General features: G+C 63.8%; 12 protein-coding genes. 9 read left to right on the top strand and 3 right to left on the bottom strand.

The features are described from left to right. Nucleotides 1–62: 62 nt before the first annotated feature. On the top strand, nucleotides 63–263 hold the full coding sequence (locus RLQ26_04615) for a hypothetical protein (GenBank protein MEQ9088006.1): 201 nt from the start codon (nucleotides 63–65) through the stop codon (nucleotides 261–263). 91 nt (nucleotides 264–354) lie between these two features. On the opposite strand, the gene RLQ26_04620 is transcribed toward RLQ26_04615, so the two are convergent. The 3 genes from RLQ26_04620 to RLQ26_04630 form a co-directional block, all read right to left on the bottom strand. Further along, the gene (locus RLQ26_04620; protein MEQ9088007.1) at nucleotides 355–3240 is read right to left on the bottom strand and encodes an autotransporter domain-containing protein; all 2886 of its coding nucleotides are present in this window, start codon (nucleotides 3238–3240) and stop codon (nucleotides 355–357) included. Nucleotides 3241–3566: 326 nt separating this feature from the next. Further along, nucleotides 3567–3917 carry an EF-hand domain-containing protein gene (locus RLQ26_04625; protein ID MEQ9088008.1) on the bottom strand — a complete coding sequence of 117 codons (351 nt, stop codon included), beginning with the start codon at nucleotides 3915–3917 and terminating at the stop codon, nucleotides 3567–3569. A gap of 279 nt (nucleotides 3918–4196) precedes the next feature. After that, nucleotides 4197–5084, bottom strand: a complete 888-nt coding sequence (locus RLQ26_04630; protein MEQ9088009.1) for a dioxygenase — start codon at nucleotides 5082–5084, stop codon at nucleotides 4197–4199. A 287-nt stretch (nucleotides 5085–5371) separates the two neighbouring features. Between RLQ26_04630 and RLQ26_04635 the strand changes: the two genes are divergently transcribed. The 8 genes from RLQ26_04635 (at nucleotide 5372) to RLQ26_04670 (ending at nucleotide 12862) form a co-directional block, all read left to right on the top strand. Beyond that, entirely contained in the window at nucleotides 5372–5731 is a 360-nt protein-coding gene (locus tag RLQ26_04635; GenBank protein MEQ9088010.1) for a metalloregulator ArsR/SmtB family transcription factor, read from the top strand. Then, nucleotides 5728–6603 (top strand): phosphate ABC transporter substrate-binding protein, encoded by an 876-nt coding sequence (locus RLQ26_04640; protein ID MEQ9088011.1) that lies wholly within the window; start codon nucleotides 5728–5730, stop codon nucleotides 6601–6603. The genes RLQ26_04635 and RLQ26_04640 overlap by 4 nt, the downstream gene beginning before the upstream one ends. Before the next feature lie 29 nt (nucleotides 6604–6632). Beyond that, nucleotides 6633–7472: a phosphate ABC transporter permease subunit PstC gene (gene pstC, locus RLQ26_04645; protein ID MEQ9088012.1), complete on the top strand. Its 840-nt coding sequence runs from the start codon at nucleotides 6633–6635 to the stop codon at nucleotides 7470–7472. Further along, nucleotides 7472–8368, top strand: coding sequence for a phosphate ABC transporter permease PstA (gene pstA / locus RLQ26_04650; protein MEQ9088013.1), 897 nt, complete (start codon nucleotides 7472–7474; stop codon nucleotides 8366–8368). The genes pstC and pstA overlap by 1 nt, the downstream gene beginning before the upstream one ends. Next, nucleotides 8365–9174 carry a phosphate ABC transporter ATP-binding protein gene (locus RLQ26_04655; protein MEQ9088014.1) on the top strand — a complete coding sequence of 270 codons (810 nt, stop codon included), beginning with the start codon at nucleotides 8365–8367 and terminating at the stop codon, nucleotides 9172–9174. The genes pstA and RLQ26_04655 overlap by 4 nt, the downstream gene beginning before the upstream one ends. A gap of 130 nt (nucleotides 9175–9304) precedes the next feature. Continuing rightward, a complete protein-coding gene (locus tag RLQ26_04660; protein MEQ9088015.1) occupies nucleotides 9305–10387 on the top strand; it encodes an LLM class flavin-dependent oxidoreductase in 1083 nt (360 codons plus the stop codon). A gap of 372 nt (nucleotides 10388–10759) precedes the next feature. Next, nucleotides 10760–12118 carry a DUF1329 domain-containing protein gene (locus tag RLQ26_04665; protein ID MEQ9088016.1) on the top strand — a complete coding sequence of 453 codons (1359 nt, stop codon included), beginning with the start codon at nucleotides 10760–10762 and terminating at the stop codon, nucleotides 12116–12118. Nucleotides 12119–12235: 117 nt separating this feature from the next. Then, nucleotides 12236–12862 carry a glutathione S-transferase gene (locus RLQ26_04670; GenBank protein ID MEQ9088017.1) on the top strand — a complete coding sequence of 209 codons (627 nt, stop codon included), beginning with the start codon at nucleotides 12236–12238 and terminating at the stop codon, nucleotides 12860–12862. The last annotated feature ends 37 nt before the right edge of the window (nucleotides 12863–12899 follow it).

A 12899-nucleotide genomic window follows, 5' to 3' on the forward strand; every position in this document is an offset into this window, starting at 1 on the left:
CCCGGTCTGCTACGATGAGGAGGTTCCACAGATCAGCGGGATCAATATTCAGAGGAGGGGACATGACTCTCGACAAATTCCTGAAAAGCCTTGCCAGCGCTGCGGCCGTCGTCGCTTTCGCAGGCTTTCTCGGCGCCTGCGACAAATCGGATGACAGCAACATGGCTGAAAAAGCGGGCCAGGCCATGGAAGACGCTGGTGATGCGATGGGCGATGCCATGGACGATGCCGGCGATGCCGCCGACGACGCGCTGAACAACTAGGCGCACCGACATATTGCGGAAAGACGAACAGGCCGGTCCCGCCGGCCTGTTTTTTCATCCCCGTTACCGGAATATGCCGGCGGAGCCCGGTCTAGAAGACGAGGCGCAGCGTGGCCGTCGCACGGTGGCTGAGGAACTTTTCCTCGACCGTCGCATCGTAGCCGACCGAAAAAGATGACCAGGTCGTTCGATATTCGCCAAGAAAACCAAGATTGATCGAATTTTCCTCGATCTCATCGCTCGCGTTGCGGAAACTTTCCCCGGTATCCACGAAGGTCGCCGTCACCGTTGTCGGATCTGTATTGAATTCGCGCGACCACTTGGTATGGATGCCCGTGACCAGCGCGCCGATCCCTGTCCGGGTCAGATAATCGACATCGAGCCCCAATGTGGACCGCAGCGAGTCGGTATCCCTGTCAGACAGCCTGAGATCAACGATACCGCCGCCATCTTCTGTGTAACCATCCTCGTCAAGCGTGAGATATGAGATGCCCGCGCGGGGCGTCACGATCAATCCCAACGCGCCAAGCTGGGCGCCCATCTCGACATTGCCGCCAAATTGCATGCCGTCCCAGTCGCCGCGATTGTTGCGCAGTTCGGTCCCGAGCACGACATTCCGCTCGCTCTCGTACCGATTGAGCCCCCCATGGCCGAGCATGTTGACGAAGAAGCTCCCTTTCTCCCATGTGGCGTACAGACTGCCGACGGTGCTGCTGATCGTGGACGGGTCGTCGATGGTGCGGTTCTCGGTATATTCCGTCCAGGCCTGGGTCACCCCGAAACCGAGCGCCACGCGGCGCGAAATCTCCTTGTCGAGGCCAGTGGCCACGCCCACGGTATTGATCTTGTAACCGGCCTGCGTCGCTGTCTTGCGCTGGCGCCCCGTCTCGCCGAGGATCTGGACCCACGGTCCGTTGGTCGCCCGACGTCCGAACCAGTTCTGACGTTTTGTATGGCGGATGGCGTCGAGGCGATTGACGATCACCGAGCTCGACAGATCGGTCATCTGTATCGCGGCCCGGCGCGTCGCGCTGCTGGTATCGGGCAGGAACTGCGTGAAGGCCTCGAAGAATTCTCCCTCGGTGGGGATGCTGGCGAAGATGGAACCCAGGGTCGCGTCCTGGCTCAGCGTATTGAGAAGCGGGTTGAGCGCCGCCGTCTGATTACCCGTGAGACCCAGCTCCGCCGCCGTCTTGAGGCTCAGATCCGCCTCGATGTCGGTTCCGCCGACGACGGAAAAATCCACGTTGTAAAGGAACGGGAGCTGATCGAAGACGATCCCCGAAAGCCCGGCCGGCGCGGTCAGGGTGCCTGCTTCGACGATGGAAAACGTGGCGTCGGTCGTCAGGATTTGATCCAATGACAGCCGGACAGTCGCGCCCGATGCGATCGATGTCGTGCCCGTCGTCGCGATCCGCGCCACGGCCGGGGCGTCCGCGTCGAGCTCTATATTGATCGCGGACGCCGCATCGAAGCTTGCCGTCGTGGCCTCGATCCGGTCGGCCTGGCCCAGACTGATGGTGCCGCCGGAAACGACGACATCGAGTGTGCCGCCGCCATTGGTGATGCCGCCAAACAGGTCGGTGCCGCTGCCGATAGTGACCGTGTCCGCGCCCGCGCCGGTCAGGATACTGCCGGTAATGAAGGTCTGGCGGCCCTCCACCGAGGAAAGTGTCTGGGTCAGCGTGTCATCGCCATCGCCCAGAACAATGTGCCCCGTGATCTGGCCGGTATTGGTGATGGTGGCCGCCGTGGCCGAACCGCCGAGATTGATCGCCGTCGCCGTGCCGGTACTGTCTTCGGCAATGGTTGCGGTAATGAAGCCTGAATTGGTGATCGTACCGATGGTCCCGCCGGGGCTCGAGATCGCCGTCGCATTCGTCGCATCCCCCCGCGCGGTGGCGCTGATCACACCGTCCGCCTGGTTGAGGATGGTGTTGACACCGCCCGCCTCGATAACGATCGCCACGGCGTCGCCGCCCGTCACCGGATCATCGGTCGTCGTGTCTTCGACCAGGCCTTGCGTCGTGGCGCTGATAAGCTGGGTGTTCGAGATGGTCGGCAAGACCACGTTGGAGCCGATCGAGATCGCGGTCGCGTCCGCATCAACGGCCGTGGCCGTGATCTCTTCCTCGTTGCGGATGCCGCCCGTGATGGTTGTGGTGAAGGGCGCGACCCCTTCGATCCGGATCGCGGTCGAACTGACCCCCTGATCGCCGCCCTGGCTGGTGATGCTACCCCGGTTCAGGATGCCGAAGCCCGAGCCGGCGACGGCGCCGATGGTAATATCGTCAGCCCCCCCCGAATCGACCGAGGGGGCAATAAGGATGGTCGGGGCGGAGCCGCGCGTGATGATCGACCCGGCGATGGGGGTGCTGGCGTCGCCCACCGGCCCGTCATTGAAGATGCCCCCCGCGATATTGCCGCCGATCGCGAGAGCCGTGCCGCCCGCAACGGCATTCTGGGTCCTGTTCCCGTCGGCGTCGAAAAGCGCCGCAACGCCCGTGCTGATCGAGCCGCCGTTGAAGATCCGCCCGGTCATATCGCCTTCGATGCGCACGGCCACATTGTTCGCGGCCGTCGTCAGGATCGTACCTTCATTCTCGAGATTGCCGGCGATCGACACGGCTGTCGGCACCAGCACCGCCACCGCGTTGTTAATGCCGCGGTTGATGATATTGCCGTTATTGGTCACATCATTGGCGGAATCGATCGTGACTGCCGCTGCGTTGCTGAGCGTCACATCTACCGAACCGGTATTGGTGATCAAGATATCGCCCGGCCCCGTACCATCCCCCACGGTGGTGCTTTGGGGGGAGGAGGTCAGCGCGCTGATGGTCTGATCGCCCGCCATGGCGCCGGCGGCGGCGAGCCAGGCTGCGATGGCGAGGAGCGATGCCGTCGCCTTGGCAGGCGTCTTCGGGCGGCGTGCGGCGGCCAGCGCCTGAAACCGGGACGGGGAGAGAATTTTCGGCATCTACGCCTTCAGATCGGATCTCGGCGGCAGGTCTCCCGCATCGGGCCGTCCACTCTCGGCCCGCGCCGAAGCCAGAGGGCGGTTTACCGCTAAATCCATCAATAATCGATCTTTTTTTTGGCTCGCGCGGGTGCTAGGGGGGAGGCACGAATGTCCTACCCCCTTTGGGGAGGCGAAACCGGACCCCCCGTGCCTTTATCGCCCGACGGCCGCCCCGCACAACCAGTCGAAGCGAGGGGCGGGAGCCAGAGGGGGCGGCGACCAGGGGCGGCACGGCCCCGGCCCGGGCGCCCTTCGGCCAGTCCCGCCCGGCCAGTCCCGCCCGGTCAGTCCCGCCCGGGCATCCGGTGCTGGCGATGATGCGCCCGCATTTCAGACCGGGTCAGCGTTCCGCTGTTGTCCGAATCGGCCTTGGCGAACATGTCGGCGATTCGCGCCTGCCATTCCGCCTTCGAGACGGTCCCGTCGCCATTCGTGTCCATGGCGTCGAAATGAGCCTCGCGTGCCGCCACCATCTCTTCAAGGCTCAGCACGCCATCACCATCGCCATCGGCACGCTCGAACATCTTACCGTGATGATCCGGGCCGCGTTCGCCGTGCTCACTTGCGCCGGCCGGGCGGCTTGCGATCGACAGCATCAGCGCGCCCCCCGCCAACAGGATCACGATCAGGATCATTCTCTCGCTCAAAAGACGCCGTTTTACGTCGTCCAGGGGAAATCTTCGGCAGATCATCGGTTCGCTCCATCTTGGTTTTCGATCTGATTCCTGATTCAGAAGGTCAGGCCGTACAAAATCAGTTTACCGCGATGTTGGCGCGGGCGCCTTGATCTGTTGCAGCCGGCTGAAAATGCCCGGCCTGCCCGGGCGTGGGGAGCGGGCGCACAAGAAGGGGCCCGGATCTGAGGATCCGGGCCGTGAGGGTCGGGAAACGGAATACGGGTCGCGGGGGCGACGTTATTCGGCCGCCACCTTTTCGTGGACCGCCTCGCGGATCACAAAATCGTACGACACCTCGTAGAAAGGCTTATCGAGGCCCCGGCGCTTGAGGTCGGCCTCGCTGTCCCTGAATTGCGGGTCGATAATGGCCTTCTTGACCGAGAAGGTGGTGTCGGAATCGATGTATTTCGCGCCCTCGACATAGACCATCGTGGTCAGACGCTCGTGGCCCGGCGCATGGATCTTGAAATGGATATGCGCCGGCCGCCAGGTATGGCGACCCAGCGCGCGCAGGACTTCGCCACTGGGCCCCGAAGCCGGCACGTTGTAGCCGAGCGGCACCACAGTCTCGAAGGCGTAGCGGCCCTCGTCATCGGTGACAAACAGGCCGCGGAAATTCCCCGGTTCCTGATCCGGATCCTGAACATCATAGAAGCCCTTGGAATCGGGCTGCCAGACGTCCACCGTCGCGTTCGCGAGAGGTTTGCCCTTCTCGTCCAGCACGCGCCCCTCCATGAAAAGCGCGTCGCCGTCAGGATCGACACCGATGCACTCGCCCATCTTGCGCTTGGGCGGATCGGGCACGTAGAGCGGCCCTTCCAGGTTGGTTTCCGTGGCGCCCTTGCGGTCCTGGTCGTGGATCAGCTCGACCAGTTCGGAGATGCCAAGCAGGTCCGTCATCATGTGAGTCTCGCCGTCCGGCATTTCCTGATGCGGCCGCGCGATCGCGTTGATCAGGCCGCGGGCGGCGTGAAGCTCTCCCGACGTGAGCTTCACTTCCCGCACGAAATCGTGCAGATGGCGGATGAGACTTTCGTATATCTCGAAGTGGCGCGGATCGGCGACCTTGGGATCCGCATGCTCGATGACAGCCCGTGTGATGTTGTCCAAATCTATATTGCGCATTGTTTCCTCACTCTTGTGTTCCCTGTCCCGAATTCCGCAACCTGCGCCCTTTCGTCGGCGTCGGCTTTTCCGGGCGGTGCGCCGCCCGGATGCCGGGCGCTCGATCACCCGTCGGTCGCAGCAGCACGCCCTGACAAGCACGCCCTGGCAGCCGACGTATTCTAGCATACCAGTTGTAAAATCCAGCCCTCTTAATAGCGTTATTTGCCGGGGGAAATCGGCGAAACCAGGGGGCCGTCACAGACATGTGAATTTTCATTCATATGTTGCCGCCCTAGTTTTGTCCGGTGAACGGAACAGACATTCCAAAACCATCCCCCCTCGAGACCACCGACGCCGCGGACTGCGCCCAACGGCTCCGGGTCGTCGCTGATTCCCGCCGGTTCGCCATCCTGCGCCACCTCGCGAGAAAGCCGCGCCCGGTGAGCGATCTGGCGCGGGCGGTCGGGATCGAGCGCTCCCTGCTGTCCCATCACCTGAGGATCCTTCGCGAGGCCGGCCTCGTCAGCACCGAGCGCAATGGCAAAACCATCGTCTACAGCCTGGTCCCCGGACTCACGCGCGGCCCGGCTGGCGGCGGCGCGCCGGACCGGCTCGAGTTCGGCTGCTGCAGCCTCCATTTCGACCGGAAGGAAGATTGGTCATGACGAGGATATCGTTTCCGGGTCTTGCAACGCCACCTCTTGCCTTGCTGCTTCTGCTGGCGCTTGGGCTGCAGGGCTGCGGCGATGGGGAGACGGATGTCTCAGATGGTTCGCCCGCGCCACGGACCCGTGTGACATTGACGGGCTCGAGCACCATGGCGCCTGTTGTGCTGGAGATCGCGAAAGGTTTCGAGGCTCGAAATCCGGCCATCCGGATCGACGTGCAGACCGGCGGATCGGGCCGGGGCATCCGGGACGCCCGTACGGGGACAGCCGATATCGGTATGGCCAGCCGCGAACTGAAGCCGGGGGAGGACGGACTTCGCACCATTCCCCTCGCGCGCGACGGGCTCGCGTTCATCACCCATGCGAGCAATCCCGTGAAAAACCTGACTCGCGAACAGATACGGCGCATCTATCTGGGCGAGACTGGCAACTGGCGCGACGTCGGTGGCCCGGACCAGGTGATCGTGCTGGTCCACAAGGCCGAAGGCCGCGGAACGCTCGACATGTTTCTCACATATTTCGAACTGGACAACACCGAAATCAAACCCGACGTCATAGTGGGTGACAACGCGCAAGGCATAAAGACGGTTGCCGGGAGTGCCGGGGCCATCGGCTATGTTTCGCTCGGCCCGGCCCAAGCGGCGGCCGAGGAAGGCACGGCCATTCGGCTGCTCGATTTCGACGGCCGTACGCCCACCCTGACCGGCATCGAGCGGGGCGAGTACCCGGTGTCGCGCAATCTCAATTTCATCCTCGGGAAAGATCCCGAAGGTGCGGTGAAGGACTTCATCGGTTTCGCGCTGTCGGAAGACTCGCAGGCCGTGATCAGGTCCTTTTCATTCAGCCCGGTCGCCAGTCCCCTGTCGTGACCCGGATTGTCTCCGGCCGAGCGCGGCCGATGACCACCGTCGCCGACCTGCTGCTCCGTGGCGGTGCGAGGCTTGCGGTCCTGACCAGCGCCCTGACACTCGTCATGATCCTGGCCTTTATCGCTTATGCCAGCTGGCCGGCACTGGCGGAGATCGGGGTCTGGCGTTTTGTCAGTGATGGCGGATGGCATCCGCTGGCGGGCCGGTACGACATGGCACCCATGATCGTCGGCACGCTCCTCGCCGCGGCCGGCGCGATGGTCCTGGCCGGGCCGCTCGGTCTGCTCGCGGCCGTGTTTCGGCGATTTTACGCCCCGCGCTGGCTGGCCGGAGGGTTCCGGCGGGTGGTTTTCATCCTTGCCGCGCTGCCGTCGGTTGTCTTCGGCCTCTGGGCGCTCACCGTCATCGTGCCCCTGATCGCCGCCCTCTCGCCGCCCGGCCCCAGCCTGCTGGCCGCCGCCCTCGTCCTGGCGATCATGGTGCTGCCCACAGTCGCGATCACGGCCGATGCGGCGCTCGGCGGCGTGCCACCGGAACAGATCGACGGCGCGCTCACACTCGGAGCGGACCGGGCCGACCTGATCTGGCGCACGGCGGTGCCGGCGGCGCGGCGCGGTATCGGCGGCGGCCTCCTTCTGGCCGCCGGGCGTGCCTTTGGCGAGACCATGGCCGTCGTCATGGTCGCCGGCAACATCGTGCAAATACCTGACAGCGTTTTTGCGCCGGTTCGGACTCTCACGGCCAACATCGCGCTGGAGATGGGCTACGCGACAGAAGCCCATCGCGCCACTCTTTTTGTGAGCGCACTTGTCCTGGTGCTGCTGGTGCTGGCAACGGCGGCGGCGATTTCCTTGAAAAGGAAAAGCTGATGACCGCGCGCACCGAAGTACCGGGTGCCCGACTGAACGCGAAGCACGCTTCGAGCGCCAGACGATTGCGCCGCCTGGCGAGCGCCGGCACCGCCGGGCTCGCCGCCCTTCTGGTGACCGGAGTCTTTCTCTGGATACTGGCAGATATTTCTCTGGCCGGAGCCAAGGCGCTGTCCTGGTCGTTTCTTCTCGACAGCCCGCGCGATGGCGGGCGCGCCGGCGGGATATATCCCATTCTCGTTTCGACGGCCTGGCTTATGGCGATCTGCTTCGCCGCCGCCTTTCCGCTTTCCTTTCTCGCCGCCTATTTCCTTGCTCTCGAACTGGATGCGGCGAGCCGGGCCGGGCGACTGATCCGGCGTTCCCTGGACGGGTTAGCGGCGGTGCCCTCGATCGTGTTCGGCCTCTTCGGCTTGCTGTTTTTTGCCGAGATTCTGAATTTCGGCTTCTCGATTCTCTCCGGCGGCCTGACCCTGGCCATCATGGTGTTGCCGTTCATGATACGCACGAGCGAGGCGGCCCTTTCGGATGTGCCGCGCGACCAGCATTTGTGCGCGGCCGCGCTCAGGCTTGGCCGCTGGACAACCCTGCGCCGCGTCCTGCTCCCCATCGCGCTACCCGGTCTTGTGGCCGGCGTAATTCTGGGGCTCACACGGGCCCTGGCGGAAACGGCGGCGCTCATCTTCACGAGCGGCTATGTCGATCGCCTGCCCGAAAGCATGCTCGATTCGGGCCGTGCGCTGTCGGTCCATGTTTACGATCTGGCTCTCAACGTGCCCGGCGGCAACGCTTACGCCTTCGGGACGGCCCTCGTCCTGGTGGTGGCACTTCTGATCCTGTCCCAGGCAGGCCTGATCCTGGGCGGAACCCGGGCAATCGTGCGTGCCCGACCATGACAGCGATGGCAAGCGGCCTCCCCGCCAACCACCGCCTGCGTTTCGGGACACGGGCACTGTCGATTGCCTACGGTGCCCGGACGGCCCTCGCCTCCGTGACCGTCGAGTTGCGCGCCCCCGGCCTGACCGTCATTCTGGGGCCGAGCGGCGCGGGCAAGACCAGCCTGCTGCACGCGCTGGCGGGGCTGACGCCGCTCGTGCCCGGCTGCCGGCTCGGAGGCGAAATCTGGCTGCTGGAAGCGGCGGGGCGCAGGCTGACGGGGCCAGCCGCCCTGTCGGCGCGGGCGGGCGTGGTATTCCAGACTCCCACCCCCTTTCCGGCCTCGGTCGCCGACAATCTTCGCATCCCGCTGCGCCAGCACAGAATGGTGCGCCGGCGCGACATGCAGGCCCGGATCGAGCAGCTCCTCCATGAGGCGGGACTGTTCGAGGAAGTGAAAGATCGGCTGTCGGCGCCGGCGCGCACGCTCTCCGGCGGACAGCAGCAACGGCTTTGCCTCGCCCGCGCCCTCGCGCTGGAGCCGGAGATCCTGCTGATGGACGAGCCTACGGCTGCGCTCGACCCGGCGGCGGCGGCCGTGGTCGAAGAGGTGATCCTGCGCCTCGCACGTACCCGCGCTGTGGTGCTGGTCACCCATAACCTGCATCTCGGCCGCCGGTTGGCGGAGGACGTCCTGTTTCTGTGGCCCCATGAAACAGGGAGCCGGCTGGCCGAGGCCGGGCCGGCGAGCGATTTCTTCGACCGCCCGCGTACGGCGGAGGCACGCGCCTATCTGGGCGGAACCCGGTTTCCCCGTAACCCGTAGCGGCACAGCCGGAAAAAAACCGTGCATATCGCGGGCATGGATTTTAGCATGTCCCTACGTGAAATCACTTAGGGCTGTTGCGCGGCATTGCGGCACCGGGAACATTCGGCGCGCAAGGGGAGATGGAATTATGAAGTTCGGCGTTTTTCTGCCCAATGGCAGCAACGGCTATATCGTCTCGCGAGGTGTGGAGCCGTATCTGCCCACCTTCGAACACAACAAGGCGATCACGCTCGAGGCCGAGCGGCAGGGCCTCGATTTCGTCCTCTCCATGATGAAGTTCAAAGGCTTCGGCGGCGAGACGGGGTATTGGGACGCCTGCCTCGAATCCTTCACACTGATGGCCGGTCTGGCGGCGGTGACGGAGCGGATCGGCCTTTTTCCGAGCATTGCGGTGCTGAGCCAGCATCCCGCCTATGTCGCCCGCATGATCGCGACCCTGGACGACATAAGCGACGGGCGCACCGGGCTGAATATCGTGACCGGCTGGAACAAGCCGGAATACACGCAGATGGGGCTCTGGCGGGGCGACGAATACTACGAGAAGCGCTACGAATTCGCCGAGGATTACCTCTCGATCCTGCGCGCCCTCTGGCGCGAGGGCACCGTGACCCACAAGAGTGAATTCTTCGATCTCACCGACTGCAGTTGCCTGCCCAAACCGTCACGGGAAATCCCCATCGTCTGCGCTGGTCAGTCCCCGCGGGGCATGGAATTCGTCGCCAAGTCCGGGGACCGCAACTTCGTCATGGCCGAGCCCAAGGAACTGTCCGGGATCAACGACTTCCTCAAGAGCAAGGGCAAGGCGCACGGGCGCGAGGTGGGGACTTACGCGCTGTTCGGCCTGATCACCGCGCCGACGGACGAAGAGGCCCGCAAAATCGGCGAGGACATCATCGCCCGGGCCGACGAAGGGGCCATCCGCAATATCATCAACAGCGCCAATCTGGATTCCAATGCCGGCGGGACGGCCGACCATCTGAAGGCCGGGCTGGCCCAGAGCCTCGAGAACGGCAATATGGCCTTTATGGGCTTTCCCGTGATCCACGGCTCCTACCAGACGGTCGCGCGCAGGATCGACGAGATCGCGGAAAATACCAAGGTGGATGGTATGCTATTCAGCTGGCCCGATTTCGTCGGCGGCATCCGGGAATTCGGTGAGGAAGTGATGCCTAAACTCGCCTGTGCCGAGGTCCGGAAAGCGGTTGCTTAATAACAATATCTTGAGCGGGCAGGTATTTTCCCGGAATTCCGCGCGGAACGATTGAGGCGCGGACTCAAAAATCCGTGTGCTCGGGGCCAACCGGGCTGGCGCGCCCGACCGCTCTGGTATATGTAGCGGTAATGGAGAACCGGTAACGGAACCGTGTCTGGGGGGCCCAAGCCTGATGCCGTTATGGTGACACACGACCGCCCCCGCTTGCGGAGGCGCCGTGGGCAACCGCGCTTGGGATCACGGCGCCCCAAACAGGGGGCCCGGCATGCAACCGAATTCGACGTGCAACAAAAAATGTGGAAACAGAAAAAATCTGAGGGGCGCAAACGTCCCACATCTCCGTCGCTACCAACGAGGAGGAGTAAGCGAATGAAGAATATCTCAAAGCTGGCGGTCGCCGGCCTGGGGGTCCTGGCGCTCGCCAGCATCGACCGGACGGCCCTCGCGGCCTGTGACGGGCCGGACGTGCCCCGCGGCACGATGCTCACCAAGGATACGATCGACGATCTGATGAACAAGTGCCTCGATGGCAAGCGGATCGGCGACATGATCCCGCACGAGCGCTTCGAGCATGTCATCCGGAATTACGCCTACCCGATGAAGCTCATCAGCAACGACACGACCGAGGCCGAAAATCTGCCCTACCGGCTGGTAGAGGCGACCAAGCAATATGCCGGAACGACGCAGTACGATCCCAGCACACGGCAGATCAGCAACTACAAGGCCGGGTTTCCGTTCGCTGAAATCGACATGGATGATCCCGAAGCGGGCGCCAAGGTCGTCTGGAACTACCGGGTAAGCCGGCCCAAGGGCGATCAGTTTGGCAGCCCGGGCAGTTACACCGGCCCCAACTTCGTGTTCACCCTCTCTGACGGCAACTCGGGGGTCGAGCGCATTCAGCGCTGGAACTTCAGCCGGTTCTATTACATCGGCCGCGTCACGGGCGGACCGCCGGTTCTCGGCGATGGCGATCGGTTCAGCGCCGCGCTGCTCTTCGCCGTCACGCCCCACGACATCAAGGGCGTCGGCACGTTCACCATCGCCTATAACGGCGCCCAGCTCGACGATGTCTGGGCCTATATCCGGACAGTGCGCCGGGTTCGCCGTCTGTCGGGCGGCGCCTGGTTCGACCCGATCGGCGGGACCGACCAGTTGCAGGACGATATCGGCTTCAACGCCAATCCGGGCTGGTACGAGAACTTCCGCCTGCTCGGCAAAAAATGGGTCCTGCATCCGGGCGATTCGCAGCGTGGCGAAAGCCCCAAGGGCACCCGCGCATCCTGGCAGTACGGCAAGGACAACATCGGGGAAGAATTCCCGCGTCTGATCGAGGACCAGTGGCCGTACTGGAATATGGACGAAGTCTTCATGCCGCGTGAAGCGTATGTCGTCGAAGCCATCCCGCCCGCTGCCCATCCTTACAGCAAGCGGATTGCGTTCTTTGATGCCATCCACTTCAACTACATGTTCCAGGTGGCCTACGATCGGAAGGGTGACTTCTGGAAAACCCAGACCTTCGCCTCGCGGTTCTATGACACGGCGGATGGTTTCATCGACCCGCGTTCGGGCAAGGTGGAACAGTGGTCCTTCGAGGCCTGGGGCTATACGGCGGATTACCAGCGCATGCATGCGACCAACTTCCACGTTGCGGAAGAGTTCGCGATCAATACGCAGGGTACCGGTTCAAACGATTTCACCCTGGCGACACTCGAGGCCGCTGGCCGCTAGGCACGGGTGACCAACAAACAGCGAGAGGGCCGCCGCGGCAGCGTGGCGGCCCTTTTTTTGCCTTGGCCCCGGAGGGGCAGCCGCTTTACCCTCGTCGCATCAGTCAGGAGGCAGACGATGCTCAGAATCCTCGGGCGCAAGTCATCATCCAACGTGCAAAAGGTGCTCTGGTGCTGCGATGAGCTCGATATCCCGTTCGAGCGCGAAGATTACGGGGCCGCTTTCGGCAACACCAAAGACGATGCCTATCAGCGGCTCAACCCCAATTCCCTCATTCCGACCGTGGTCGAGGATGACTTCGTCCTCTGGGAAAGCAACAGCATCATCCGTTATCTGGCCGCCAGCCATGCCGACCGGACGCCCTGCCTGTATCCGGCTGACCTACGCACCCGGGCACGTGGCGAGCGCTGGATGGACTGGCAATTGAGCACGGTCTCGCCGGCCCAGGCGCCGGTTTTTCTGGGCCTCGTCCGCGCGCCGGAAGCCGAACGCAACTGGGCCGCCATCAATCAGGGTATCGAGAAGTTCCGTGCCGCCATGACCATTCTGGATGGCGGGCTGGCCGAAGGAGACTATCTGTCGGGGGCCGAGTTCAGCGTCGCCGACATATCCCTTGGCATGTACGCCTATCGCTGGTTCGAACTGCCCCTAGAACGGCCCGAGCTGCCGCGTCTCAGCGCCTGGTACGAGCGGCTCATGGACCGCCCGGCCTTTCGCAGGCATGTCATGATCGGTCTGAGCTGAGCAAATTCCGCCGGCAGGGCCGGCGGGGCAAAGGGCG

It is taken from the genome of Alphaproteobacteria bacterium, assembly GCA_040220875.1.
Classification (GTDB): domain Bacteria; phylum Pseudomonadota; class Alphaproteobacteria; order JAVJVX01; family JAVJVX01; genus JAVJVX01.

Excerpts from the sequence above, each read along its gene's own strand:
- RLQ26_04660 (MEQ9088015.1), top strand. The coding sequence starts at position 9,305 with ATGAAGTTCGGCGTTTTTCTGCCCAATGGCAGCAACGGCTATATCGTC.
- RLQ26_04665 (MEQ9088016.1), top strand. The coding sequence starts at position 10,760 with ATGAAGAATATCTCAAAGCTGGCGGTCGCCGGCCTGGGGGTCCTGGCG.
- pstA (MEQ9088013.1), top strand. The coding sequence starts at position 7,472 with ATGACCGCGCGCACCGAAGTACCGGGTGCCCGACTGAACGCGAAGCAC.
- RLQ26_04615 (MEQ9088006.1), top strand. The coding sequence starts at position 63 with ATGACTCTCGACAAATTCCTGAAAAGCCTTGCCAGCGCTGCGGCCGTC.
- RLQ26_04625 (MEQ9088008.1), bottom strand. The coding sequence starts at position 3,917 with ATGATCCTGATCGTGATCCTGTTGGCGGGGGGCGCGCTGATGCTGTCG.
- RLQ26_04670 (MEQ9088017.1), top strand. The coding sequence starts at position 12,236 with ATGCTCAGAATCCTCGGGCGCAAGTCATCATCCAACGTGCAAAAGGTG.
- RLQ26_04640 (MEQ9088011.1), top strand. The coding sequence starts at position 5,728 with ATGACGAGGATATCGTTTCCGGGTCTTGCAACGCCACCTCTTGCCTTG.
- RLQ26_04630 (MEQ9088009.1), bottom strand. The coding sequence starts at position 5,084 with ATGCGCAATATAGATTTGGACAACATCACACGGGCTGTCATCGAGCAT.
- RLQ26_04620 (MEQ9088007.1), bottom strand. The coding sequence starts at position 3,240 with ATGCCGAAAATTCTCTCCCCGTCCCGGTTTCAGGCGCTGGCCGCCGCA.
- RLQ26_04655 (MEQ9088014.1), top strand. The coding sequence starts at position 8,365 with ATGACAGCGATGGCAAGCGGCCTCCCCGCCAACCACCGCCTGCGTTTC.
- pstC (MEQ9088012.1), top strand. The coding sequence starts at position 6,633 with ATGACCACCGTCGCCGACCTGCTGCTCCGTGGCGGTGCGAGGCTTGCG.